Origin of the sequence: Streptomyces sp. NPDC058052, assembly GCF_042885515.1 — a bacterium.
Lineage (GTDB): Bacteria > Actinomycetota > Actinomycetes > Streptomycetales > Streptomycetaceae > Streptomyces.
Window position 1 is genome coordinate 107215 of record NZ_JBHVRX010000023.1, and the last position, 24434, is coordinate 131648.

17 protein-coding genes, 1 tRNA gene and 1 riboswitch are annotated in these 24434 nt (G+C 75.8%); of the genes, 12 read left to right on the top strand and 6 right to left on the bottom strand.

Annotated elements, in window-relative coordinates; translation table 11 throughout:
* Nucleotides 1-18 precede the first annotated feature (18 nt).
* Nucleotides 19-954: a sigma-70 family RNA polymerase sigma factor gene (locus ACFVU3_RS27800; protein WP_390070367.1), complete on the bottom strand. Its 936-nt coding sequence runs from the start codon at nt 952-954 to the stop codon at nt 19-21.
* A 344-nt stretch (nt 955-1298) separates the two neighbouring features.
* Here ACFVU3_RS27800 and ACFVU3_RS27805 point away from each other — a divergent pair, with 344 nt between their 5' ends.
* The 9 genes from ACFVU3_RS27805 (at nt 1299) to ACFVU3_RS27845 (ending at nt 9793) form a co-directional block, all read left to right on the top strand.
* Nucleotides 1299-1793, top strand: a complete 495-nt coding sequence (locus ACFVU3_RS27805) for a rhodanese-like domain-containing protein (protein ID WP_390070369.1) — start codon at nt 1299-1301, stop codon at nt 1791-1793.
* 51 nt (nt 1794-1844) lie between these two features.
* Nucleotides 1845-1918 (top strand) — tRNA-Met (locus ACFVU3_RS27810).
* Nucleotides 1919-2039: 121 nt separating this feature from the next.
* Nucleotides 2040-2780 (top strand): MerR family transcriptional regulator, encoded by a 741-nt coding sequence (locus ACFVU3_RS27815; RefSeq protein ID WP_390070371.1) that lies wholly within the window; start codon nt 2040-2042, stop codon nt 2778-2780.
* Nucleotides 2781-2919: 139 nt separating this feature from the next.
* Nucleotides 2920-3342 (top strand): hypothetical protein, encoded by a 423-nt coding sequence (locus ACFVU3_RS27820; RefSeq protein WP_390070372.1) that lies wholly within the window; start codon nt 2920-2922, stop codon nt 3340-3342.
* Between the two features lie 74 nt (nt 3343-3416).
* A complete protein-coding gene (locus tag ACFVU3_RS27825; protein ID WP_390070373.1) occupies nt 3417-4460 on the top strand; it encodes a PLP-dependent cysteine synthase family protein in 1044 nt (347 codons plus the stop codon).
* Nucleotides 4457-5776, top strand: coding sequence for an MFS transporter (locus tag ACFVU3_RS27830; protein WP_390070374.1), 1320 nt, complete (start codon nt 4457-4459; stop codon nt 5774-5776). Before ACFVU3_RS27825 ends, ACFVU3_RS27830 begins: the two co-directional genes overlap by 4 nt.
* 159 nt (nt 5777-5935) lie before the next feature.
* Nucleotides 5936-7180 (top strand): PP2C family protein-serine/threonine phosphatase, encoded by a 1245-nt coding sequence (locus tag ACFVU3_RS27835; RefSeq protein WP_390070375.1) that lies wholly within the window; start codon nt 5936-5938, stop codon nt 7178-7180.
* A gap of 225 nt (nt 7181-7405) precedes the next feature.
* Nucleotides 7406-7557, top strand: a riboswitch (cyclic di-AMP (ydaO/yuaA leader).
* 11 nt (nt 7558-7568) lie between these two features.
* The gene (locus tag ACFVU3_RS27840; RefSeq protein ID WP_390070377.1) at nt 7569-8771 is read left to right on the top strand and encodes a M23 family metallopeptidase; all 1203 of its coding nucleotides are present in this window, start codon (nt 7569-7571) and stop codon (nt 8769-8771) included.
* Between the two features lie 71 nt (nt 8772-8842).
* Entirely contained in the window at nt 8843-9793 is a 951-nt protein-coding gene (locus ACFVU3_RS27845) for an aldo/keto reductase (RefSeq protein WP_390070379.1), read from the top strand.
* A 9-nt stretch (nt 9794-9802) separates the two neighbouring features.
* On the opposite strand, the gene ACFVU3_RS27850 is transcribed toward ACFVU3_RS27845, so the two are convergent.
* The 4 genes from ACFVU3_RS27850 to ACFVU3_RS27865 all read right to left on the bottom strand — a co-directional run bounded on the left by ACFVU3_RS27850 (nt 9803) and on the right by ACFVU3_RS27865 (nt 15062).
* Nucleotides 9803-11095 (bottom strand): PrsW family intramembrane metalloprotease, encoded by a 1293-nt coding sequence (locus tag ACFVU3_RS27850; protein ID WP_390070408.1) that lies wholly within the window; start codon nt 11093-11095, stop codon nt 9803-9805.
* 320 nt (nt 11096-11415) lie between these two features.
* Nucleotides 11416-12135, bottom strand: a complete 720-nt coding sequence (gene trmB / locus ACFVU3_RS27855; RefSeq protein ID WP_390070410.1) for a tRNA (guanosine(46)-N7)-methyltransferase TrmB — start codon at nt 12133-12135, stop codon at nt 11416-11418.
* Nucleotides 12136-12303: 168 nt separating this feature from the next.
* Nucleotides 12304-13488: an L-2-hydroxyglutarate oxidase gene (gene lhgO / locus ACFVU3_RS27860; RefSeq protein WP_390070381.1), complete on the bottom strand. Its 1185-nt coding sequence runs from the start codon at nt 13486-13488 to the stop codon at nt 12304-12306.
* A gap of 131 nt (nt 13489-13619) precedes the next feature.
* Nucleotides 13620-15062 (bottom strand): MFS transporter, encoded by a 1443-nt coding sequence (locus tag ACFVU3_RS27865; protein ID WP_390070383.1) that lies wholly within the window; start codon nt 15060-15062, stop codon nt 13620-13622.
* A gap of 872 nt (nt 15063-15934) precedes the next feature.
* Between ACFVU3_RS27865 and ACFVU3_RS27870 the strand changes: the two genes are divergently transcribed.
* From ACFVU3_RS27870 to ACFVU3_RS27880, 3 genes are all read left to right on the top strand, one after another.
* Nucleotides 15935-18118 (top strand): asparagine synthase-related protein, encoded by a 2184-nt coding sequence (locus ACFVU3_RS27870; protein WP_390070385.1) that lies wholly within the window; start codon nt 15935-15937, stop codon nt 18116-18118.
* A gap of 97 nt (nt 18119-18215) precedes the next feature.
* Nucleotides 18216-18818 (top strand): Uma2 family endonuclease, encoded by a 603-nt coding sequence (locus ACFVU3_RS27875; RefSeq protein ID WP_390070387.1) that lies wholly within the window; start codon nt 18216-18218, stop codon nt 18816-18818.
* A gap of 72 nt (nt 18819-18890) precedes the next feature.
* Nucleotides 18891-22319 carry a BTAD domain-containing putative transcriptional regulator gene (locus tag ACFVU3_RS27880; protein ID WP_390070389.1) on the top strand — a complete coding sequence of 1143 codons (3429 nt, stop codon included), beginning with the start codon at nt 18891-18893 and terminating at the stop codon, nt 22317-22319.
* Here the strand turns inward: ACFVU3_RS27880 and ACFVU3_RS27885 are convergent.
* Nucleotides 22306-24354: a sigma-70 family RNA polymerase sigma factor gene (locus ACFVU3_RS27885; protein ID WP_390070390.1), complete on the bottom strand. Its 2049-nt coding sequence runs from the start codon at nt 24352-24354 to the stop codon at nt 22306-22308. The two genes, ACFVU3_RS27880 and ACFVU3_RS27885, sit on opposite strands and share 14 nt — an antisense overlap.
* Between the last annotated feature and the right edge of the window lie 80 nt (nt 24355-24434).

A 24434-nucleotide genomic window follows, 5' to 3' on the forward strand; every position in this document is an offset into this window, starting at 1 on the left:
CCGGGACCCCCTGGCCGGTCACTCCGGGTACACGGCGCGGGCCAGGGCCTCCTCGGGGATGCGCAGGGCGGCGATGCGCTCCGGGTCGGCGAGGACGTGGAGCTGGACGATGCGGTCGCCGACGACGGTGAAGGCCATGAGCGAGCCCGGCCTGCCGTCGACGACCGACAGGACGGCCGGCTGCCCGTTGACGACGAGCGGCAGCGAACCGTTGCGGAAGCTTGCGTAGAGGAGGGCCTGACGGGTGATCTCCTCGGCGCCGCGCACCACCTGGGAGACGCCGGCGAGGAGCGTGCCGCCGTCGGCGCGCAGCACCGCGTCCGGGTCGAGGACGGCGAGCAGCCCCTCGAAGTCGCCGCCCTGCGAGGCGGCGAGGAAGGCGTCGGCGATCTCCCGCTGGCGGCGCGCGTCGGGGCCGGGCGCCGGGGCGGTGTCCTGGACGCGGCGGCGGGCCCGGCTGGCCATCTGGCGGGTCGCCGCGGGCGTGCGGTCCACGATCCGCGCGATCTCGTCGAAGGAGACGGCGAACATGTCGTGCAGCACGAACGCGAGCCGCTCGGCCGGGGCCAGGGTCTCCAGGACGATGAGGAGCGCGAGCCCGACGGACTCCGACAGTTCGGCCGCGTGCTCCGGGTCTCCGGCGCCGGGGACGTGCACGACCGGGTCGGGGACGAAGTGTTCGAGCGGGTCCTCGCGGCGGGATCCGCGCGAGCGCAGCATGTCCAGGCAGACCCGGCCGATGACCGTGGTGAGCCAGCCGGTGAGGTTGGCGACCCCGCTCACGTCGGTGCGGCTGAGCTTGAACCAGGTCTCCTGGACCGCGTCCTCGGCCTCGCTGAGCGAGCCGAGCATGCGGTAGGCGACGGCCCTCAGGTGCCCGCGGTCGGCGTCGAAGCGGCGCGCCAGCGCGTCCGCGTCCCCACCGCCGGCCGTCTCCGCCGTGCTCTCGTCCATCCGTCGATCTCCCCCTTCGCGTCCCGTCATGCCTCCATGACGGATCGGATTCCCTGGATGTGACAGCGGAACGGCATCCGCACGCGCGCGTGCCCGCGTCCGTACGGGCGTGCCCCGTGCCTCCGCGTGCCCCGTGCCTCCGCGAGCGCGGTGCCCGCGTCCGTACGGGTGCGGTGCTCCTGTCCGCACGGGCGGCCCGCCCGTGCCCGTGCCCCACGCCGCCGGTCTCGCCCCGTGAGATCCACGCCGCCCTGAGGTCAGCGCCCGGGTTTCCCCGGCCGAGGCCCTCGACCGCCGTGGAACATCACTTCAGCGCGATGATCTTCGTCCGTAGATTGATCACCATGACGACGACAGGCACCCAGGTCAACCCCGTACTGCGCACCCCGCCGGCCTCCCCCGCCGCCGCGGCCGCCTACTTCTCCGCCAGCCTCGCCTTCCACGCGGACGTCTCCGACGTGGCCGCCGCCCTGGCCACCGCCCGCGCCGACGGCACCGACCCCGGCTTCGTGGTGATCGACTCCCGCTCGACCGCCTCCTGGGACCAGGGCCACATCCCCGGCGCCGTCCACCTCCCCACCGCGCTCGTCCCCGAGCAGGCGGAGCGGCTCCTCGACAAGGCCGTCCCGGTCGTCACCTACTGCTGGGGCCCCGGCTGCAACGGCGCCACCCGCGCGGCGCTCGCCCTCGCCGAGCTGGGCTTCCAGGTGAAGGAGATGCTCGGCGGCTTCGAGTACTGGGCCCGCGAGGGCTTCCCGTACGAGACGTGGGAGGGCCCCGCGGAGCGGGCCGCCGACCCGCTGACGGCGCCCGTCGACGCCGAGGACTGCGGCTGCTGAGGAATCCGATTTCGGTTTCCGCCGCCCATGCCGTAAGGTCATATTCACCGACGCGGGGTGGAGCAGCTCGGTAGCTCGCTGGGCTCATAACCCAGAGGTCGCAGGTTCAAATCCTGTCCCCGCTACTCAGTAGCCCGAAGGCCCGGATCGTCCCAGACGATCCGGGCCTTCGGCGTTCTCGGGTCCCGCCGCGCCGTCGCGTTCCGGGTTGACCTTTACGCAACGTCAAGTTCTACCGTTCCGGTCATGGAGTGGTCGATCCAGGAGATCGCCAGGAAGGCCGGCACCACCAGCCGCACGCTCCGCCACTACGGCGAGCTGGGGCTGCTGGAGCCGAGCCGGATCGGCGCGAACGGTTACCGGTACTACGACCAGGCGGCACTCGTGCGGCTGCAGCGGATCCTGCTGTTGCGCGAGCTCGGGCTCTCGCTGCCCGCGATCGCCGAGGTCCTCGAAGGCCAGCGGGACACCTCGGCCGCCCTGCGCACGCATCTGGCCCTCCTCCAGCAGGAGCGCGAGCGCATCGGGCGGCAGATCGAGGCCGTACGGACCACTCTCCACAAGACCGAGAGAGGAGAACAGCTCATGGCCGAGGAAGTCTTCGACGGCTTCGACCACACGGCGTACGAGGCGGAGGTCACCGAACGGTGGGGCCGCGACGCGTACGAACAGGGCGACCGCTGGTGGCGTTCGCTCGGCGAGGCCGAGAAGAAGGAGTTCATGGAGACGCAGGCCGGCATCGCCCGCGACTTCGGCGCGGCGGCCGCGGCGGGGCTCGCGCCGGACAGCGACGAGGCGCAGGCGCTGGCCCGCCGGCAGTACGACTGGCTCTCCGTGACCACGCGCCCGACGAAGGATTACCTGATCGGGCTCGGGCAGATGTACGTGGACGACCCGCGGTTCACCAGGAACTACGACAAGCACGGCGAGGGCACCGCGGTCCTGGTGCGCGACGCCCTGACCGTCTGGGCCGAGCGCAACCTCTGATCCGGGCGGGGCCCGGGGCCGCCGGAGTCACTTGGCCCGGTGTCCCTGACCGCCCGAAGTAAAGCCTGGCCGAAACCGTGCCGCTCCGCGCCTGTCCCTTTGCCCGGACGTGAACGCGGAACGTAACGTCATGCACGCCATGCGTGACCATGCCGTGACGGACGGGCGAGGAGCAGCAGGAGGACGGGCGCCCGTCCTCCTGCTGCTCCTCGCGCTCGTCGCGCTCTTCGCGGGGCTCTGCCACGGCGTCCCCGGCCCCGCGGAGGCCGCCGGGGCCGGGCACGCGGCCACCGGCGCGACCGTCGCCGTGGCCGGCCCCGTCCACGGGCCCGTCCCGCACGGCTGCGGCCAGGGCGGCGAGGGCCACGCGGCCGAGCTGCCGCCCTCCGCGCAGACGGCCACCGTCCCGCAGCTCGACCCGCCGGGTCCCGGCGCGGCCGTCACCGCCGGACACGTCACCCCGCTGCCGCCGGCGGCGGACCTGCGGCACGTCCGCACCCGGGCGGGGCCCTGCCCCGAGCCCGGCCGGCTCCTCGTCGCCCTCGGAGTGGACCGGAACTGAGGCCCCCCTGTCGCCCCGCGACAGCCAGGCCCCCCTTCCGGCGCACCACCCACTCCGAGGACGTAGCCACACCCATGCACACCCCCCTGCCCCCGTACGCGCCCGCGCGCCCGCATCCCACCGTCGGCAACACCCCCGTGCTGTGGACCGACGACGGCTACTGGGCCAAGCTCGAAGGCTTCAACGCCGGCGGCATCAAGGACCGTCCGGCGCTCCACATGGTCGAGGAGGCCCGCCGCCGCGGCGACCTGCGGCCCGGCGCGCCGATCGTCGAGTCGACCTCCGGCACCCTCGGCCTCGGACTCGCCCTCGCCGGCGTGCTCCACGGCCACCCCGTGCACGTCGTCACCGACCCCGGTCTGGAGCCGATCGTCGAGCGGATGCTCGTCGCCCACGGCGCCACCGTGCACGTCGTCACCGAACCCCACCCGGACGGCGGCTGGCAGCAGGCCCGCAAGGACCGGGTCGCCGAACTGCTCGCCCGCCTCGACGGCGCCTGGTGGCCCGACCAGTACGGGAACCCCGACAACCCCGCCGCCTACACCGGGCTCGCCGCCGAACTGTCCGGGCAGCTCGACCGGATCGACGTGCTCGTCTGCGCGGTCGGCACCGGCGGCCACTCCGCCGGCATCGCCCGCGCGCTGCGGGCCGGCGGCAGTCCCGCCCTGGAGCTCGTCGGCGTCGACTCCATCCGGTCGACCGTCTTCGGCCTGCCCGCCGGGGAGCGGCTGATGCGCGGCCTCGGCTCCTCCATCCACCCGGCCAACGTCGACCACGCGGCCTTCGACGAGGTCCACTGGGTGGCCCCGGCGGAGGCGGTCCGCTCGGCCCGCCGGCTCGCCGCCCGCCAGTACGCCACCGGCGGCTGGAGCGTCGGCGCGGTCGCCCTCGTGGCCGGCTGGCTGGCCCGCACGCGCCCGCGTGGCACCCGGATCGCGGCCGTCTTCCCCGACGGCCCCCAGCGCTACTTCGACACCGTCTTCAACGACGCGTACTGCGCCGCCCACGGCCTCCTCGACGGACCCGTGCGCGACGAGCCCGCCGCGTACACGGGACCGCGGGGGATCGAGGAGTGGACCCGGCGGGTCCTGGACCGCACGGCGGGGGCGACCCGATGAGCGGTACGGACACGGCCACCGCCGCCCCCGGCCGCGGCGGGCTCCGGAGGCGGAGCCGCACCTTCGAACCGGCCGTCCGGCTGCTCTTCCTCAACCAGCTCACCATCAACCTCGGCTTCTACATGCTGATGCCCTACCTGGCCGCCCACCTGGCCGACGGGCTCGGGATGGCGGCCTGGTCGGTCGGGCTCGTCCTCGGCGCGCGGAACCTCTCCCAGCAGGGCATGTTCCTCGTCGGCGGGGCGCTCGCCGACCGGCTCGGCTTCAAGCCGCTCATCGTGGCGGGCTGCGCGCTGCGGTCCGTCGGCTTCGGCGCCCTGGCCTTCGCCCAGTCGCTGCCCGTCCTCCTCGCCGCCTCCCTCGCCACCGGCCTCGCGGGCGCGCTCTTCAACCCGGCCGTCCGCGCGTGCCTGGCGGCGGAGGCGGGCGAGGAGCGCCGGGTGGAGGCGTTCGCCCTGTTCAACGCCTACTACCAGGCGGGGATCCTGCTCGGCCCGCTGGTCGGGGTGGCGCTCACCGGGGTGTCGTTCCGGCTGACGTGCGTGGTCGCGGCGCTGCTCTTCCTCGGCCTGACCCTGGTCCAGCTGCGGCACCTGCCCGTCTCGGCGGGCGGCGGGCGGCCGGAGCCGAAGGGGGGCGGGACCCGGGGCCAGTTCCGCACCGTCCTCGGCAACCGCGTCTTCTGGCTCTTCTCACTCGCCATGACCGGCTCGTACGTCCTCTCCTTCCAGGTCTACCTGGCGCTGCCGCTCGCGGCGGGCGGCAGCGGCGTGACGACCGCGCTCTTCGTCGTCTCCGCGCTCGTCGCGCTCGCCGGACAGCTGCGGATCACCGCCTGGTGCGCGGCCCGGCTCTCCCGCGAGCGGAGCCTCGTCCTCGGCCTGGCGCTGATGGGCGGCGCCTTCCTGCTGCCGGCCGCGCTCGGCCGGGGCGCGCCGGCGCTGCTGCTGTGCGCGGCGGTCCTCGCGGTGGCGAACGCGGTGCTCTACCCGTACGAGATGGACACCGTCGTCGCGCTCTCCCGGGGGCGCTGGGTGGCCACCCACTACGGGCTCTACAACACGGTGTGCGGGATCGGCATCACGCTCGGGAACCTCGGCACGGGCGTGCTGCTCGACGTGACGGGGTCGACGGCCGTGCCGTGGCTCGCGCTCTGCGGCGTCGGCCTGGCCTGCGCGGCGGCGGTCGCGCTGCTGGGGCGGGGAGGCCGGCTGCGGACGGCGGAGGAGGCGACGAAGGCGGAGGAGGAGGCCGTGCGGACCGGGGAGGCCGTGCGGACCGGGGAGGAGGCCGGGACGGAGCGGCGGGCCGGGTAGGGCGCCCGGGGGCCGGCGTACCGCGCCCCGCCGGGTCGTCCCGCCGGGGTACGCCGGTCGGCCCTCCGCCGGTCGCACCCGGGAGCCGTCGCGGGGACCCTGGGAGGGTGCGCGGCGCCGGGCCCGGCGGCGGGCCGGCGACCGGTCAGGAGTACTCAGGTGACGCACCCTCGGGGAGCGGCGGGCGGTGGGCGGCGGGGCGAGGCGCCCGGTCGCCGTGCCGCCCGGTCCGGCGCGCCCCGGGGGCCGTACGGCGGCGAGCCGCCTCCGGGCGTCCCCTTCGGGGCCACCCGGAGGTTCCTGCGGGCGCTGCCGCCGCTGATCATCGCCGGCGGGGTGGTCTTCGACGTCTCCACCCCGCCCTCGTACACGGCGGCACCGCTCTTCTCCGCCGCCCCGCTGGTCGCCGCCCCGTTCTTCTCCCGGCTCACGACGCTGCTGACCGGGCTCGCGGCGATCCTGGCCTCGATCGGGCTGCACGCGTACAACGACACGCTCTCCGACGCGTCCTCGCTCACCGAGACCCTGACCGTGGTGACGGTCTCCGCGCTGGCGATGCTGATCAACCTGGTGGTGCGGCGCAGCGGGGAGCGGCTGGCGTCGGCGCGGGTGATCGCGGAGGCGGCGCAGCGGGCGGTGCTGCCGATGCCGGCGGAGCGGATCGCGGGGCTCCAGTGCGCGGCCCGGTACGAGGCGGCGCAGGCGGACGCGTTCATCGGCGGCGACCTGTTCGCGGTGCAGGACACCCCGCACGGGGTGCGGCTCGTGGTCGGGGACGTGCGGGGCAAGGGGATGGACGCGGTGGAGGCGGTGGCCGTCGTCATCGGCGCCTTCCGGGAGGCGGCAGAGCAGGAGGCGGCCCTGGAGGGGGTGGCGCAGCGGCTCGAACGGGCGCTCACGCGCGAGGGCACCCGGCGCGAGGGGCTGGACGCCTTCGAGGGGTTCACGACGGCGGTGCTCGCCGAGATCCCGCGCGAGGGCGGGGTCGTACGGGTCGTGAACCGGGGGCACCCGCCGCCGCTCCTGCTGCACGGGGACGGGCGGCTGGAGACGATCGAGCCGGCCGAGGCCGCGCTGCCGCTCGGGATGGGGGAGCTGTCGGTCTGGCCGGACCGGGCCGACGAGCGGCCGTACGTGCCGGGCGCGACGCTGCTCTTCTACACGGACGGCCTGTCGGAGGCGCGGGACGCGTACGGCGTCTTCTACGATCCGGCGGCCCGGCTCGCGGGGGCGGTCTTCCCGGGCCCGGAGGAGCTGCTGGACGCGCTCGTGGACGACGTGCGGCGGCACACCGGCGGCGGTTCGACCGACGACATGGCGCTGCTCGCGGTGAGCCGTCCGGCGGCCGGGGCCCCCGAGCGGAGGCGGACGATGCCGGTGGTGCCGCCCGGGCCGGCGTCCTGAAGGACGCCCGGTCACGGTCCGTGGTCGTGAGGTGTCACAGCGATAACAATTGACACACCATCAGTTTTCCAGGATCCGGCCGGTCCTCACTGAAGGGGGGTCAATTCGGGCGAATCCCTGTCAATTCAATGAATGATCAAGAGGAACGGCTTGGAATCGGACCGCCGTGTCTATTAACGTTCGATAACGCAGCGCGGTCGTCCCAGCCGTCGCAAGAGACGGCTCCGTGCGCACGTGCCGAATCCCGAAAGGGAACCGGGGAACCATCCCTTGGGGTGAATCGGGCCCCTCGCACATCCCCCGTGCGAACACGCCCGTAGGAGACCTTCCTGCTCCGAACCCGTCAGCTAACCCGGTAGGCGAGAAGGAAGGAAAGGAGCGCGCCTCCGTGGCGTCCAACACCCCCGTACCCGGAGCCCCCTTCGACCCCTTCGGCGGCCCGGGTGCCGTCGGAGCGGACGACCCGGCAGGCGCGGCGTCGGGCACGTACGCGTACGAAACCGCCTCCTTCACCCCCGCGCCCGGGGAGTGGAACCCGACCGAGGGCTCCCTGCGCGCCGAGAGCCGCGCCGGCGGCCGGCACCGGGTCGTGAAGCAGCGCTCCAACTTCGCCCGCTCCTCCACCGTCCTCGGCGTCGGCGTCATCGCCGCCGTCGGCGCGGGCGGCCTCGCCACCGCGCAGGAGAAGCCCCCCGTCGCGATCTCCCTCCCGGACCTCCCGGACCTCGGCCTGCCGGACGCCCACGACCTCCCCGGCGTCGGCGCCCTGCTGCCCGGCGGCGACGAGGAGAGCTCCCGGACCGAGGACTCCGCCCCGGTCGCCGCGGGCGGCGCGGCCGCGAAGCCGCTCACCTCCATCACGTACACCGCCCCGGCCGACACCACCGCCGGCGCCCCCGCCGAGGAGCGCACCGCCTCCGCCGCCGACGCGGGCGAGGCCCTGCGCGCCCGCATCCTGCAGCAGGCCGAACAGCAGCAGCAGGCCGCCGCCGACGCCGAGAAGCTGGCCGCCGAGAAGGCCGCCGCCGAGAAGGCCGCCGCGGACGCCCAGGCCAGGGCGGACGCCGTCGCGAAGGCCGAGGCCGAGGCGAAGGCCAAGGCGGAGGCGGAGCGGATCGCCGCGGAGAAGGCCGAGGCCGAGCGGATCGCCGCCGAGAAGGCGGAGGCCGAGCGGCTCGCCAAGCTGGCCGCCAGCTACTCCATGCCGCTCTCCTCGTACACGCTGACCTCCACCTACATGCAGTCCGGTTCGATGTGGTCCTCCGGCTACCACACGGGCCTCGACTTCGCCGCGCCCACCGGCACCCCGCTCAAGGCGGTGCACGGCGGCACGATCAAGTCGGCCGGCTGGTCCGGCTCGTACGGCTACCGGATCGTCCTGGAGCTGGAGGACGGCACCGAGGTCTGGTACTGCCACCTCTCCTCGATGACCGTCGCCGCCGGCCAGACCGTCACCACCGGCGAGACCATCGGCCGCGTCGGCGCCACCGGCAACGTCACGGGCCCCCACCTCCACCTGGAGGTCCACACCCCGGACGGCTCGGGCATCGACCCCGCCGAGTGGCTGCGGTCCAAGGGCCTTTCGGTCTGAGCCCGCCTTCCGGTAGGGGTTCAGGCTCCCCTATCGGAATACGCCCGGCGGTGCACGGAGTTGATCGCTGCATGACGTCACCTCTGCGCCCGCTGGGCACCTCCGACCTGCAGGTCTTCCCGCTCGCCCTCGGCGGCAACGTCTTCGGCTGGAGCGCCGACGAGGAGCGGTCGTTCGCCGTCCTCGACGCCTACGCGGCCGCCGGCGGCAACTTCGTGGACACCGCCGACGTCTATTCGCAGTGGGTCGAGGGCAACACGGGCGGCGAGTCCGAGACGATCATCGGCCGCTGGCTGGCCGCCCGGGGCAACCGCTCCGACATCGTTGTCGCCACCAAGGTCGGCGCCCACTCCCCCCTCAAGGGCCTCGCCGCCCCCACCATCAAGGCCGGCGCGGAGGAGTCCCTGCGCCGCCTCGGCACCGACTACATCGACCTCTACTACACGCACTTCGACGACGAGTCGGTGCCCGTGGAGGAGATCGTCACCGCCCTCGACCAGCTCGTGAGGGACGGCAAGGTCCGGGCCGTCGCCGCCTCCAACATCTCCCCGGAGCGGCTGCGGGCCTCCCTCGACTTCGCCGAGGCCGAGGGACTCGCCCGGTACGTGGCGCTCCAGCCCGAGTACAACCTCGTCGCGCGGGAGAAGTACGAGGGCCCGCTCCTCGACGCCGCCGCCGACACCGGCCTCGCCGCCGTCCCCTACTACGGTCTCGCCTCCGGCTTCCTCACCGGCAAGTACCGGCCCGGCCGGACCGTCGAGAGCGTCCGCGCGCACAGCGCCTCCGCGCTCGCGGAGACCGCGCGCGGCCAGGCCGTCCTCGCCGCCCTCGACGAGGTCGCCGAGGCCCACGGCGCCGAGCCCGCCACCGTCGCCCTCGCCTGGCTCGCCTCCCGCCCCACCGTCGCCGCGCCGATCGCCTCGGCCCGTACGGTCGAGCAGGTGCCCGCGCTGGTCGCGGTCGCCGGCCTCACGCTGACCGACGGCGAACTGGCCCGCCTGACGGCCGCGTCCGAGGTCTGAGCCCGGGCGTCAGCCCTTGTACGGGTTGTAGCCGCCGTAGTCGAGGTACTGCGGCGGCACCCACACCCGGCCGGTGGCCCGCGCCGCGTACGACAGCGCGGGCGAGGCCGTCGCCCGGCGCTCCCACAGGTGGTGCAGCAGCTCCTGCTCCCGCGCGGCGAAGTCCGGCACCGGGACCGTGCCCCGGCGGGCCCGCTCGCGCAGGAAGGCCAGGGTCGTGGCGAAGGACTCGTACTCGCCGACCGTCCGCGCCCCCGCCTTGCCGTACGTCCGGGCCGCCACCGCCCGCGCGGTGCGGCGGGCCCGCATCGAGGACAGCGCCAGCGGCTCCTCCGGCGAGAGCCAGCCGGCCGCCGCGTACGCCGGCAGCACCCCGGCGATCGTACGCAGCTCCTTCTGCCGGCTCCACACGGCGAGCCAGGTCAGCAGCCCGAAGGCCGGGACCATGAAGACCCCGTACACGGCGTAGAAGGCGAGGGGCCCGCCGAAGGTCGCCGAGCCGTTCCACAGCGCGTGCACGCCCATCGCGAGCAGCAGCCCGGCGAGCGGCAGCAGCACCCGGCGCAGCCGCTTCCCGCGCGGGGCGAGCGCGGCCAGACCGAAGCCGATGCCGGTGAGCACCGTGAAGAGCGGGTGCGCGAACGGCGACATCACGACCCGGACGAAGAAGGTGCCGGCCGTCACGGCGCCGATGCCGCCGTCGCCGAGGTCCTGGTCCTCGCCGAAGGCGTTGCCCAGATAGAGGATGTTCTCGGTGAACGCGAAGCCGGTCGCGGTGAAACCGGCGATCACCACCCCGTCGACCAGGCTCCGGAAGTCCCGCCGCCGGAAGAGGAAGAGCAGCAGGATCGCGGCGGCCTTCGCGGACTCCTCCACCACGGGGGCGATCACGGTCGCGCCGAGGTCGTCGGCCGACCCCGGGTCGGCGGTGGCGGTGGCGATCCAGCGGACGGCGAACGAGTTCGCGAGGATCGCGACCAGGGCGGCGGCGAACGCACCCCACGCGAAGGCGAACAGCAGGTTCTTCCACGGCCCCGGCTCGACCCGGTCGAGCCAGCGGAACGCCGCCATCAGCAGCGGCACGGGGAGGATCGCGAGCCCCAGACCGACGAGGAACCCCTCCGTGCCGGTCTGCTCCCGCACCAGCGCCAGGATCACCAGGGCGCAGAGCGCGAGCAGCGTGATCACGGCGACGGCCCGCACGATCCGGCTCCGCCAGAACGCCCGCCGCGGCCGGTACCGCCACTGGCTCCGGTCGGCGGCCACGGCGAACGCGGGCTCGTCCCCGTCCCGCGCGGGCACGTCGGCGTGCGGGAGGTGCGGGGCGTCCGGTGAGTCCGGCGAGTCCGGGAAGTCCGGGGCGTACGGCCGCGTCTCGACCGCCGGCGGTCCCGCCTGGGAGGGCAGGGACGCGGCGGCCGGCGCGGACGGCCCGGGCGGCGAGAGCGGCTCGGGCGTCGGCGGCTCGGGCGACGAGGGCGACGGCAGGGGGTGCGACACGCCTCGACCCTAGCGATCGCCACCGACAGGGGCGATGGACTTGTCCACAGGCGCGGGCGCCCGGTGCCCGGGCTGCTGCTAGTTGCTCGCTGCCCGCTGCTCTTCGGCCGACGCCCGGTGGGTTACTTCCTGCGGAAGAGCAGATCGTGCACGACGTGGCCCTTGTCCAGGCCCTGGCCCTCGAACCGTGTGAGCGGCCGGAAGTCGGGCCGGGGCGCGTAGCCGCCGCCGGGCGCGGTGTTCTCGAAGTCGGGGTGCGCGGAGAGCACCTCCAGCATCTGCTCCGCGTATTCCTCCCAGTCCGTGGCGCAGTGCAGGACCCCGCCCGGCTTCAGCCGGGTCGCGAGCAGCGTCAGGAACTCCGGCTGGATGAGACGCCGCTTGTGGTGCCGCTTCTTCGGCCACGGGTCCGGGAAGTAGACGCGGCAGCCGTCGAGGGCGGCCGGGTCGAGCATCTCGCGCAGCAGGATGATCGCGTCGCCGTTGGCGACCCGGACGTTGGAGAGGCCGTTGCGGTCGGCGAGCCCGAGGAGATTGCCCTGGCCGGGGGTGTGCACGTCGACGGCGAGGATGCCGGTGCCGGGGTCGGCGGCGGCCATCTGCGCGGTCGCCTCGCCCATCCCGAAGCCGATCTCCAGGACGACGGGCAGCCCCCCGAACATCTCGCGCAGGTCCAGCACCCGCTTGCCGTCGATGTCCAGACCCCAGTCCGGCCACCGCTTCAGCATCGCCTCGGCCTGCCCGGCCGTCACCCGGCTCCGGCGGGGCTGGAAACTCCGGATCCGCCGCTCGAAGTGCGACCCCGCGGGGTCGGGCGACGGCCCCTCGCCGGGCGCGAACATACGACTGCCGCGGCGGGCGACGGACTCGGTGCGATTCTCAGGCAGCTCAGACACAATGCCCCCCATTTTACGACCCCCGCACCCCGGTCCCGGCTGCGCCGCCGCCTCGTCGCGAGCCGCGCCCGCCGCCTCGTCGCGAGCCGCGCCCTCCGTCCCGCGCCGTGGGGGTCAGAGGAGGGTGAGGGCTCGGCGGGCGATCTCCCGGCCGATGGGGAGGGACGCCGTCGCGGCGGGCGAAGGCGCGTTGAGCACGTGCACCGTCCGCGCCGCCTCACGGATGAGGAAGTCGTCGACCAGCGTCCCGTCCCGCAGCACCGCCTGCGCCCGCACCCCCGCCGCCGCGGGCCGCAGCGCCGACTCGTCGATGCCCGGCAGCAGCCTCCGCACGGCCTCCGTGAAGGCCCGCTTCGACAGGGAGCGGCGCAGTTCGCCCGCGCCGTACCGCCAGTGGCGGCGCGCGATGGTCCAGGAGCCGGGCCACGCGAGCGTGCCGGTCAGCTCGCCGGGGCGGACGACGCCCCAGTCGTACCCCTCGCGCGCCAGCGCCGGCACCGCGTTCGGCCCGATGTGGACGCCGCCGTCGATGCCCCGGGTGAGGTGCACCCCGAGGAAGGGGAAGGCGGGGTCCGGCACCGGGTAGACCAGGCCCCGCACCAGGGAGGGGTCGGCCAGTTCGTAGTACTCGCCCCGGAAGGGGACGATCCGCATGCCCGGGTCGTCGCCGGCGAGCCGCGCGATCCGGTCGCAGTGCAGCCCCGCGCAGTTCACCAGCACCTTGCCGCGCACGATCCGCTGGTCGGCGGTCCGCACGGCGACGCCCCAGGGGCGCCGGTCGATCGCGGTGACCTCCGCGCCGTAGAGGATCTCCGCGCCGGAGGACTCGGCGAGCCGCTGGGCGACCGCCTTGTAGTCGACGATGCCGGTGGTGCCGACGTGGATCGCGGCGAGGCCCCGCACCCGCGGCTCGTACTCGGTGATCTGGGCCGCGCCGAGCTCGCGCACCGGGATGCCGTTCTCCCGCCCGCGCTGGACCAGCGCGTGCAGCCGGGGGAGCTCCTCGCGCGCGGTGGCGACGACGAGCTTGCCCGTCACCTGGTGCGGAATGCCCCACTCCGCGCAGAACTTGACCATCTCGGCCGCGCCCTCGACGGCGAACCGCGCCTTCAGGGAGCCGGGCCGGTAGTAGATGCCGCTGTGGATGACCCCGCTGTTGCGCCCGGTCTGGTGGCGCGCGGGGCCGTCCTCCTTCTCCAGGACGGCGACGCGTGTGCCGGGGGCGGCGCGCTGGAGCGCGTACGCCGTCGACAGACCGACGATCCCGCCGCCGATCACCAGCACGTCACAGTCAAACACCAGCGCCACCTCCCACCCCTGATAGTGCACTGGCCCACTGACATTCCCGCTAAACGCCCACGTCGTGGGATGCGCGTCACGCTTTCGCGCGCGCCCCCGTCACGTGCCGTCACACCTTCCCGCGCGCCCCGTCACGCCGGGGCGACCAGCAGCGGCCTGGCCCGCTCCCGCAGCTCCATGACCCGCGGCTCGTGGCCGTACGGTTCGAGCCGGTGGAGCAGGTCCCGTACGTACTCCGTGGTCCGCGCGGAGGAGATCCGCCCGGCCACCTCCACCGCGCGCGTGCCCGCGGCGCAGGCCGCGTCGAGGTTGCCGGACTCCAGCTCGGCGACGGCCGACACCACGAGCCGCAGCCCGTGCGAGCGGACGAACTCCTCCGTCGGCCGGGACAGCGCCTGCTCGGTGAAGCGCCGGACCTCGCGCGGCATCCGCAGGTCGCGGTAGCACTCGGCGGCGTCCGCGCAGAACCGGTCGTACGAGTAGAAGCCGAGCCACGTCGGGTCGGCGTCGCCCTCCCGGGACCGCTCCAGCCATCCCTCGGCGGACTTCAGCGCCCCCGCGGCGGCGGGCCCGTCGCCGGCCTTGGCGTGCGCCCGGGCCTCGACGAGCCGGAAGAAGGACATGGTGCGCGCGGTGGCGAGCCCCCGGTTCCGTTCGAGCGCCGCCTGCGCCAGGTCCACCCCTTCGTCGGCGAAGCCCCGGTAGGTGGCCTGGAGGGACATCGAGGCGAGGACGTAGCCGCCGAGCGGTACGTCGGCGGCGGCCCGCGCGAGCCGCAGGGCCTGGATGTAGTACCGCTGGGCGGCCTCCTGCTGACCGGTGTCGAAGGCCATCCACCCGGCGAGCCGGGTCAGCTCGGAGGTCGCCCCGAACAGCGCCCGGCCGACCTCGTCGGAGTACGAGCCGAGCAGCAGCGGCGCCGCGTCCACCCTCAAGCACTCGGGCACCATCGAGGAGCGCCAGTCCCCGCCGCCGTACTTGGAGTCCCACTTGCGCGCGTCCTCGGCGGCCTCGCGGAGCTTGGCCACATCGCTGTGCCCCACGCGCGTGTGCTCCCCGGTCCCGGCCGGTCCGGGTCCGCCGCCGGGCCGCCCGGCCTCCCGTTCCACCGACGGGTCGGCGGGGGTGATCAGCCACCGGGAGGCGGGGGTCGCGTAGGCGCTGACGGAGAAGGAGCCGGCGAGCGACTGCCAGATGCCGCCTCCGCCGGCCCGCCGGCCGGCGAGATCCAGCCGGTAGAGGTCGGTGGCGGCGCGGACCGCCTCGCCGACGTCCCGGGGGAAGGCGAGGCCCACCTCGGGCGCCGGGTCGGCGTCCGCGAGCCCGATCTCGTGCAGCGGCACGGGCCGGCCCAGCTTCTGCCCGATCGCGGCGGCGATCAGGTGCGGCGCGGCGCCCTGCGGCACCATCCCCTTGGAGACCCAGCGGGCCACCGAGGTCTTGTCGTAGCGAAGCGTCAGACCGCGCTGTGCGCCGAGGTCGTTGACGCGCCGGGCGAGGCCGGCGTTGCTGATTCCCGCGAGGGCGAGAACGGCGCCGAGCTTCTCGTTCGGCCCGCGTTGCTCCCTGGACATGACGCCACCCCTCGACATCCAGACGGCCGCCGCGACGCCGGGCATAGGCGGGCGGCATTCGTAAACACAGCGTAGTTCGCCGCATCCCTACCGTTAAGGGGCGGAGTTCCGTATGGCGAGATTGTTGTGTGACCAACCGACCGGCGCGGCCCGCCGGCCGGTCCGTGCTCCGGCCGTGTGGCCGTGCGCCCGGCCGTGCGCTCTCGCCGCTGCGGCCCGGGACGGCTTCCATGAGTGCTGCGTGGGTCGGCCCGTCCGGCCGGGAAGGGAGCCCTGCCGGGTTCCCGGTCCCGTACCGGTGGGCTGGGGGACATCGCCGCTCCATTCCCCGCGGGCGGCGGACGGCGCCGGGGGGCGGGTCGCCTCCCGGACTGCCGGACACCCGGATCTCCGGGGGAGCGCGGAGCCCTTCGGGCGCCCGCCGTGGCCGTGATCCCTTCGGTGCCTGACGGACGGTCAAACCTCAGGGCGGGGACGAGAATCGGCCGAATCCCCCCAGGCCCGAGCCAGGCCCCCGTCCAGGTCCTCGTCCAGCCCTCAGCCAGGCCCTCGGCCAGGCCCCCGTCCAGGCCCTCGGCCAGGTCGGAACCAGGCCCCCCGCCGGGTCGGAGTCAGGTCGGAGTCTGGTCGGAGTCAGGTCCGGGCCGGCACCGAGCCGCGCCCGAGCCGGCCGCCGGCCGGGTGCGCGCCGCGCCGGAAGCGCCGCCGGCCGCCCCCGCCGCCCGTCACCTCCACGCCACCGCCCGCTCCCCGTCCGGCCAACTGGCGCATGCCAGGGGCGCATTCGGCTTTCGCGCCCGTGCGCCCGGACCCCGCCCCGTGCGCCGTTGTCATGGCAGCATGGCTCCACCGAAACGGACGTGGAGGCGCCGATGCGATGGCTGGTGGGCTGGAGCAGTGTCGCCGCGGGGTACGCCACGACCGCGGGAGCGCGCACCGGGGCGGCGACCGGCTCCCACGGCGGGTACGGCGGCGGGGCCCCGCCCCAGGCGCCGCCGTTCGCCGAGAGCGGCGGGCACGTCGGGGGGCGCACGGTGCAGCCGGTGGGCGCACAGCTCCTGTGGGGCGATCCCGACCCCCTGTGGGCGGTCGGCGACTGGCGCCCCGACGAGGTGCGGGTGGTCGGCCTCGACGACGGCACCCGGCTCGCCGTCCTCGGCTGCTGCGCCGCCGGCGACGACGAGCTCCGCCGTGGCCTCGTCACCGCGCGCGGTGGCGCGCTGCGCCACCTCACCGCCTGGCCCGGCAGCTACACCGCCGTCGTGAAGGCCGGCCGCAGGGTCACCGTCACCGGCGACCTCGCCGGTGCCCGGCCCGTCTTCCACACCCCCTGGGAGGGCGGCACCGCCTACGCCACGGCCGCCCTCCCGCTCGCCGACCTCGTCGAGGCCCAGCTCGACATCGGCCACCTCGCCGCGCTGCTCGCCTGCCCCGAGTCCCCGGAGGCGCTGCGCGACTCCACCCCGTACGAGGGCGTCCGGCGGGTCCCGCCCGGCCACGCGCTGATCCTGCGCGAGGGCTCCCGCGAGATCGCCGGTCACGAGGCGGTGGCCTCGCTCGCCGTCGCCGCGCCGCAGGCCGACCCGCGGCAGGCCGTCGAGGCGGTCCGGGACGCGCTCGTGGAGTCCGTACGGGCCCGGCTCACCGCCCCCCGGCACGCGCCCGAGGCGCCGCCGCCGGACCCCGGGCCGGTCCCCGGCATGGGGCCCGCGGACCGGCGGGCGGCCCGCGGCGCGGGCCCCGCGCCCGGCATCGGCGCCGACCTGTCCGGCGGCAGCGCCTCCGCCACCCTCGCCCTGCTCGCCGCCGGACTGCCCGGCGTGCCCGGCACGATCCTCGGGCACGCGGGCGCGGGGGAGCGGCTGCTCGCGGTGACCTTCAACGACCTGGCGACCGAGCCCGGTCCCGGCCGTCGGGCCGAACTGGAGCGGGCCCGGGAGCTGGCGGCCGACCCCCGGCTGCGCCACGTGGTCGTCACGGCGGGCGAGGAGGCCCTCCCGTACGCCTCCCTGGAGGGGCCGCTCACCGACGAGCCCGGGCCCGCGCTCGTCACCGCCGAACGGCACCGCAGGCGGCTCGCGGGAGGCAGCGCCGACCACTTCACCGGACTGGGTGCCCGACAGGTCCTGGACGCCCATCCGGCGCGCCTCGCCGATCTGCTGATGGACCGCAGGCGCCGCTCCCTGGTCCGCCCGGTGACGGCCCTCGCCAAGGCGACCGGCCCGTCGGCGGGCTCCTTCCTGGTGCCCGTCACCGTCTACCGCGCGGCGCGCAGACTCGCCCGTACCCCGTACCGGACCGGCCTGGAGACCGCGGCCCGGCACGTCCTCGACGCCAACCGGACCCCCGCCGACACCCACGGCCCGCTGGCGGCCTCGCTCTCCGCCCTCGCCTGGTCCCGGCCCGGCCCGGCGGCCCGCTGGCTGACGGGGGAGGCGCTGGCCGAGGTGTCGGTCCGGCTGAACCGCGCGGCCACCCTGCCGCCGTCCGTCCAGCGCCCGGGGGAGGCACGCGCGCGTGCGGCCCTCGCCCGCGCGGCCGCCGACCACCGGGTCCTGGAACAGGCCGCCGAGATCCGCGGCCAGCGGCTGCACGCCCCCTTCCTCGACAACCAGGTCGTCCGCGCCTGCCGGGACCTCCCCGAAGCGCTCCGGGTCCAGCCCGACGCGCGGGCGGGCATCCTGCGCACCGTCCTCGCCGACACCGGCATCCGCGACCTGCCGCCCGGCTGGGGCGCCCCCTGTCCGGCGGTCCCCGCCGGCACCGCGCGCGCGGGCCTGCGCGCCGCTCTCCCCGCTCTGCTGGCCCTCTTCGACGCCCCGCTCCTCGCCGACGCGGGCCTCGTCGAGGCCGGCACCGTCCGCGAGGCCCTGCGCGCGGCGGCGGACGGCGCCCGCGTCCCCCTCGACGGTCTCGCCGACCTCGTCTCCACCGAGCTGTGGCTCCGCCGCCTCCTCGCCCGCCGCGGCTCCTGCTGGACCGACACGGCCACCCCCCGCGCCCCCCGCGCGGTCCAGGGACCGCTCATCCCGGCGTCCCGGTCGCTGGCGCGGTGAAACGTCACAGCCCACTCGTTCGAATGAAGGCGTTCCTGACCCGGCCCCGGCGTCCGTCCTAAGCTGGGAGCGTCGCACCGAGCGAAGGAGGTCCAGCATGGCCATGCCGGTTCCGGGTCTGGAGGACGGCACGTCCGAGGACCCGAACGACCGCGAAGGCGCGACTGTCGAGGAGACCTTCGAGCTGTTCAGTGCGCAGGCCCCCAAGGGCTGGCGTGTGGAGCTGATCGACGGGGAGATCTACGTGGTGCCTCCGGCGAAGGGCCCGCACGAGAAGATCGTGACCGAGCTGGTCGAGCAGGTCATTGCCCGTCGGACGGACAAGGAACTGAGGAACTCCACGGGCATCGGTCTTCACCTTCCCGGGGGCAACGGCACTCTGCGTGTCATCCCGGACCTGGTGGTCGCCCCCCGGGATTCCTTCGACGCCCCGCGGGAGTGGCATGCCCCCGACCCTGTGCTTCTGGTGGCCGAGGTCGCCTCTCCGTCCACAGCGAGCCGCGACCGTGTGCTGAAGATCCGGGCCTACGCCCGCGCCGGGATTCCTGTCTATCTGCTGATCGACCGCGAGGCCGACGAGGTCGTCGTCTGCTCCGAGCCCGTCGGCGACGACTACACCCACAAGTCCCTCCACAAGCTGGGGGCCGAGGTTCCGCTCCCCGCCCCGCTGGGCTTCTCTTTGGATACCGCCGCTTTCTGAACCGGCGGACGCCCCGGACCCGCCCGGGGAAACCCCGGAGCGTCCCTCGGGCGCTGCGGCAAGAATGGGTCGGTGCGGTATCTCCTCCTCGGCACCACCGAGGCCCTCGGTCCCGACGGCACCCCCCTGCCCCTCGGAGGCGCGCGGCTGCGCGCCCTGCTCGCCGCACTCGCGCTGCGCGGCGGCCGGGCCGTCCCGGTCCGGGAACTCGTCGACGACGTGTACGGGGACGAGCCGCCGGCCGACGCGCCCGCCGCCCTCCAGGCCCTCGTCGCCCGCCTGCGCCGGGTCCTCGGCCGGGAGGCGGTCGAGGCCACCCCCGGGCCCGGCTACCGCCTCGTCGCCGGCCCGCAGGACATCGACCTGTACGTCTTCGAGCGCCGCGCCGCCGAGGCCGGCGCCCTCCTCGACGCCGGCGACCCCGGGACGGCCGCCGCCCTGCTGCGGGACGCCCTGGGGCTCTTCCGCGGCCCCGCCCTCGCCGACCTGCCCGGACCGGCGGGCGTCCGCCCCGAGGCGCAGCGCCTGGCCGCCCTGCGCCGGCGCGTCGAGGCCGACCTGCGGCGCGGCGCGGCCGACGGACTCGTCCCGGAACTGACCGAGCTCACCGTCACGCACCCGTACGACGAGGGCTTCCACGCCCAGCTCGTCCGCGCCCTGCGCGCCGAGGGCCGGCACGCGGACGCGCTCGCCGCGTACGAGACGGCCCGCCGCACCCTCGCGGACGGGCTCGGCACCGACCCGGGCCCCGAACTGACCGCCCTCCACCGGGAACTCCTCGCCCCCGCGGCACCGGCCGCCGCACGCCGGCCGGCCCCGGCCCCGGCCCCGGCCCGGGCCCCGGTCCCGCTCCCGGACGCGCCCCCGGCCCAGGACGCGCCCCCGGCCCCCACCCCCCTCCCTGCCCCCGCCCCGGCCCATGCCCCCGCCCCAGCCCCCGCCCCCGAGACCGGCAACATCCGCCCCCGTCTGACCTCCTTCGTCGGCCGCGAGCCGGAACTCGCCGCGCTCCGCGACGACCTCGGCCGGTCCCGGCTCGTCACCCTCACCGGGCCCGGCGGCTCCGGGAAGACGCGGCTCGCCGAGGAGACCGCCCGGCAGGTCGCCGGGGCCCACGCGTGGATCGCGGAACTCGCGCCGCTCGACGACCCCGGCGCGCTCCCCGGCGCCGTCCTCTCCGCGCTCCGCCTCCGCGAGATCAACCTGATCACCCGGGACGGCACCGCGCTCCAGGACGACCCCACCGCCCATCTCGTCGAGCACCTCGCCCACCGCCCCGGCCTGCTCCTCGTCCTCGACAACTGCGAGCACCTCATCGACGCCGCGGCCGCCCTCGCCGAGGCGCTCCTCGCCCACTGCCCGGGCCTCCGGATCCTCGCCACCAGCCGGGAGCCCCTCGGCGTCCCCGGCGAGACCGTCCGCCCGGTCGAGCCGCTGCCGCCCGCCCCCGCGCACCGCCTCTTCACCGAGCGGGCCCGGGCCGTCCGCCCCTCCTTCGACGAGGAACAGGCCCACGCGCCCGCCACGGTGACCCCCGCCACCGAGGCCACCGCCCCCGCCACCGAGGCCACCGCCACCGATCCCGACGCCGTCGCGGAGATCTGCCGCCGGCTCGACGGCCTCCCTCTCGCCATCGAACTGGCCGCCGCCCGCCTGCGCCTGCTCACCCCCCGCCAGATCGCCGACCGGCTGGACGACCGCTTCCGCCTCCTCACCTCCGGCGCCCGCACCCTGCTGCCCCGCCAGCAGACCCTCCGCGCGGTCGTCGACTGGTCCTGGGATCTGCTCGACCCGGCCGAACGGACCCTGCTCCGCCGGGTCTCCGTCTTCACCGGCGGCTGGGACCTCCCGGCGGCGGAGGCCGTCGACGCACCGGTCCCGGAGGGCGGCACCGACACGCTCACCACCCTCGGCGCCCTCATCGACAAGTCGCTCGTCGTCGCCGCCCCCACCGACGACGGCACGATGCGCTACCGCCTCCTGGAGACCATCCACGAGTACGCCGCCGAGCGCGCCGCCGAGACCCCGGAGCTGCTCGCCGCCGCCGAGGCCGCCCACACCGCGCACTTCACGGCCCTCGCCGAGGAGGCCGAGCCCAGGCTCCGGTCCGGCGAGCAGCTGCCCTGGATCGACCGCCTCGAACGGGACCTCGACAACATCCGGGCCGTCCTCCACCGCACCCTCGTCGCGGCCCCCGACGAGCTCGCCGGTCTCCGCCTCGTCCTCGCCATGGGCTGGTTCTGGTGGCTGCGCAACTACCGCCCGGAGGGCCTGGCCTGGACCCGGCGCGCCCTCGCCCTCGGGGAGGACCCGGACGACCCGGCGGACCCCCGGCACTGGCCGCGCATGCACCTGCGGATGCTCTCGTTCTTCCTCGCCATGGAGGACGAGAACATGTACACGGGCGACGTCCGCGAGGACGCGGAGGCGCTCGCGCTGGTGCGCAGGGTCCGGGACGCCTTCGGCGAGGACCCCGGCCCCGAGTCCGCCCGCTTCCCCGGCCTGCTGTGGCCGTTCACCGCGTACCTGACCGAGGAACCGGCCACGGTCCGGGCGCTCCTCGACGCCGGCGTCGAGACCTGCCGCCGGTACGGCGGCGACTGGGAGCTCGGCGTGAGCCTGATGTTCCGGACCCACATGATCGTGGACATGCCCGGTGGCATGCGCGGGGTCGACGAGGACCTGGCCGCGCTCCGCGTCCTCACCCGCCGCGTCGGGGACCGCTGGATGGGCGCCCAGGTCGCCTCGGCCGCCGCCGAGGCCAACATGATGCGGGGCAGGAGGGCCGAGGCCAGGGAGGCGTACGAGGAGGCGCTCCGGCTCGCCCGCGAGGTCGGCGCCCACGCCGAGGTGCCGTTCCTCCTCGCCCGGCTCGCCGAACTGACCTACCGGGACGGGGACACGGACGGCGCCGAGCGCGGTCTCGACGAGGCCGCGCGGGAGTCCGAGCGGCTCCGGATCCGGGATGCCCTCGCCTTCGTGGACTGCATGCGGGCCGTGCTCGCCCTCGACCGGGACGACCCCGCACGCGCGCGTGCCTGGATCACCTCGGCCGGCGCCCATGTGCGGGCCGACGTCCCGCCGCCGCACTTCGCCATCGCCCTGGAAGGGTTCGTCGCCCGGATCGAGGCCCACGAGGGGGCGGGCCCGGCGGCCGTCGGCTCCGCCGCGGCCGTGCTGCGGACGGCCCTCGGCGGGCACTACGCGGACATCGTCGTCATCAGCCTCGCCGAAGGACTCGCCTACGCCCTGCACCGGGCCGGCGACGCCGCCCGCTGCGCGCGCGTGGCGGCCGCCGTCGACACCTGGCGGAAGGACGTCCCGCGCTCCGTGCCGGAACGGCGCGAGGCCGGGACGCTGGCCGCCGCCTGCCGGGCCGCGCTCGGCGAGGACGGTCTCGCCGAGGCCCGCGCCGCCGGCGCCGCCCTCCGCCCCGAGGAGGTGCTGGCCCTGGTGGAGCCGTACGCCACCGGCGCCGACGACGCCGTCAGGAGCAGCTGATCCGGGACTCCGCCCAGTCGGCGACGGCGGCCCGTCCGAACGGCGTGTGCTCCTCCACCACGAGCCGCACCGTGGAGCGCCCGGCGATGTCCACGTGGACCGGGATCGCCGGGTCGCCGGGCCGGACCACGGGCGAGCGCCACAGCCGCTCCTCGTCGCCGTACACGGAGAAGCGGACCCCGCCGGGGCCGAGCGGGGCGCTCAGATCGTCGACGCCGACGACGGCGTCGTAGGCGGTGCACTGCCGGTTGAGGCGGATGAGCAGCGAGGACGGGGCGTGGACGCTGACGCCGTACGCGTACGTGGAGTCGCTGATCGTCATCCCCTGGCGCGGCCACATCCACGTGCCGTCCTCCAGGACGACCTCGGGCTCGGTGCCGTCGCCGAAGGCGGCGTAGTCCAGTTCGGAGACCGGGTAGACGGCGGGCGCGGGCGGCGGCGGGGGAGGCGGCGTCGTCGGCGGCGCGGTGGTCGGGGTGGGCTCCGGGGTCGGCGTGGGGCTCGGCGGCGGGGTCGTCGGCTTCGGCGTCGGCTTCGGCTCGGGCTTCACCACCGGCTTTGGCGTCGGCTTCGGGGTGGGCGTCGGGGTCGGCTTCGGCGGGGGCGGCGGGGTGGTGGGCTCCGGCGCGGGTGCCGGGGGCGGGGTCGGCTTCGGCGGGGGCGACGGCTTCGCCGGCGGCGGGGGCGCGGCGGGTGCGGCGGGGGTGGAGGCCGGGGGCGTCGGCTGGGGCGCGGCGACGGGCTGCGGGTCCCCGGCCATCGCCCAGACGAGTCCGGCCGCCGCGGCGACGGCCACGGCGGCGGCGAGTCCGGCCTTGGCGGGGGCGCCGATGCCCTCGGCGGCGGCCCCGCCCGTGGCGGCGCCCGACGTCGAACCGCCGGTGGCGGCCGCCGCGGCGCCCGCTCCGGCCGCGCCCACGGCGCCGCCGGCGACGATGCCGGCGGCCTTGAGCGAGTACCCGGCGGCGAACCAGCCGATGACCGCGATCGGGAGCAGCGCCGGGATCCCGGCGTTGACGTGGGCGAGTTCGCCGGCGGCGACCCGGCACTTGGCGCACTCGTCCAGGTGCTTGCGCAGGCCGCGTTCGGCCCGCATCCGCAGACCGCCGCGCGCGTAGGCGCCGAGCCGGTCGGCGTACCGGGCGCAGTCGCCGCCGGCGGTGAGGGCCTGGCTGACGTGCGCCTGGAGGTATGCCTGCTTGAGGCCCTCGCGGGCGCGGCTGGCGAGGACGGCCGTGGCGTTGGCGGTCAGGCCGAAGAGGGGGGCGACCTCGCTGGGCGACTCCTCCTCGACGGTGGTGTGCCACAGGACGGCCTGCCAGCGTTCGGGCAGCGAGCGGAACGCCTGCATGGCCAGCGACTGTTCGGCCTCCTGCATGGCCCGGACCTCGGCGCCGAGGTCCATGGTGTCCTGGTCGGAGACCTCGGAGGAGCGGGCGGCGTCGGCGGCGAAGACGGCGAAGTCCTCGACGAGGTGCTCGCGCTTCTGGGTCCTGGCCCAGCCGGCGCCGACCCGCCGGACGGTGGTCATCAGATAGGCGCGGACGGCCTGTTCGGGCCCGGCGCCGCCGCGGACGGCCTGGAGGGTGCGGGCGAAGACCTCGGCGGTGAGGTCGTCGGCGGTGTGCGCGTCCCGGCAGCAGGTGCGCGCGTAGCGGCGGACGGCCTCGGAGTGGCGGCGGAAGAGCTCCTCGTACGCGGAGTCGTCGCCGTCCCGCATGCGGGCGATCAGGTCGGCGTCGGAGGCCGGCACGTCCCGCGGGGGCGGCAGCACCCCCTCGCCGCCGTCGTCGGCCGGCTCCCCGCCGTCCGTGACGGGAGCGGGTACGTCCTCGCCGCCGGGTGCCGCCGGTGTCCGCGCGGGTCCGGCGGACAGGGCCTCGCGCTGCTGCGGCACGCTCGGTTCGCCCGGGTTCTGCGGCGAGCCGGGGGCACCGGCGGGGCCTCCCTGGCTCGGTACGTGCCGGGCGGGCGGGCCCTCGGCCTCCGTGGCACCGCCACCGCCCAGCGGATCGTCCCGACCGTCACCGCTCATCGCGGAAGCCCCCGTACGCATGCGCAGACCCGAACACCGGCTCAGCCTGCCACACGACGCGGGCATGCCGAAGCGCCGCG

Coding starts and splice junctions, on each gene's coding strand:
- ACFVU3_RS27875 (WP_390070387.1), top strand. CDS start 18,216: ATGGCCATGCCGGTTCCGGGTCTGGAGGACGGCACGTCCGAGGACCCG.
- ACFVU3_RS27800 (WP_390070367.1), bottom strand. CDS start 954: ATGGACGAGAGCACGGCGGAGACGGCCGGCGGTGGGGACGCGGACGCG.
- ACFVU3_RS27885 (WP_390070390.1), bottom strand. CDS start 24,354: ATGAGCGGTGACGGTCGGGACGATCCGCTGGGCGGTGGCGGTGCCACG.
- ACFVU3_RS27825 (WP_390070373.1), top strand. CDS start 3,417: ATGCACACCCCCCTGCCCCCGTACGCGCCCGCGCGCCCGCATCCCACC.
- ACFVU3_RS27820 (WP_390070372.1), top strand. CDS start 2,920: ATGCGTGACCATGCCGTGACGGACGGGCGAGGAGCAGCAGGAGGACGG.
- ACFVU3_RS27815 (WP_390070371.1), top strand. CDS start 2,040: ATGGAGTGGTCGATCCAGGAGATCGCCAGGAAGGCCGGCACCACCAGC.
- ACFVU3_RS27830 (WP_390070374.1), top strand. CDS start 4,457: ATGAGCGGTACGGACACGGCCACCGCCGCCCCCGGCCGCGGCGGGCTC.
- trmB (WP_390070410.1), bottom strand. CDS start 12,135: ATGTTCGCGCCCGGCGAGGGGCCGTCGCCCGACCCCGCGGGGTCGCAC.
- ACFVU3_RS27865 (WP_390070383.1), bottom strand. CDS start 15,062: ATGTCCAGGGAGCAACGCGGGCCGAACGAGAAGCTCGGCGCCGTTCTC.
- ACFVU3_RS27870 (WP_390070385.1), top strand. CDS start 15,935: ATGCGATGGCTGGTGGGCTGGAGCAGTGTCGCCGCGGGGTACGCCACG.
- ACFVU3_RS27805 (WP_390070369.1), top strand. CDS start 1,299: ATGACGACGACAGGCACCCAGGTCAACCCCGTACTGCGCACCCCGCCG.
- ACFVU3_RS27845 (WP_390070379.1), top strand. CDS start 8,843: ATGACGTCACCTCTGCGCCCGCTGGGCACCTCCGACCTGCAGGTCTTC.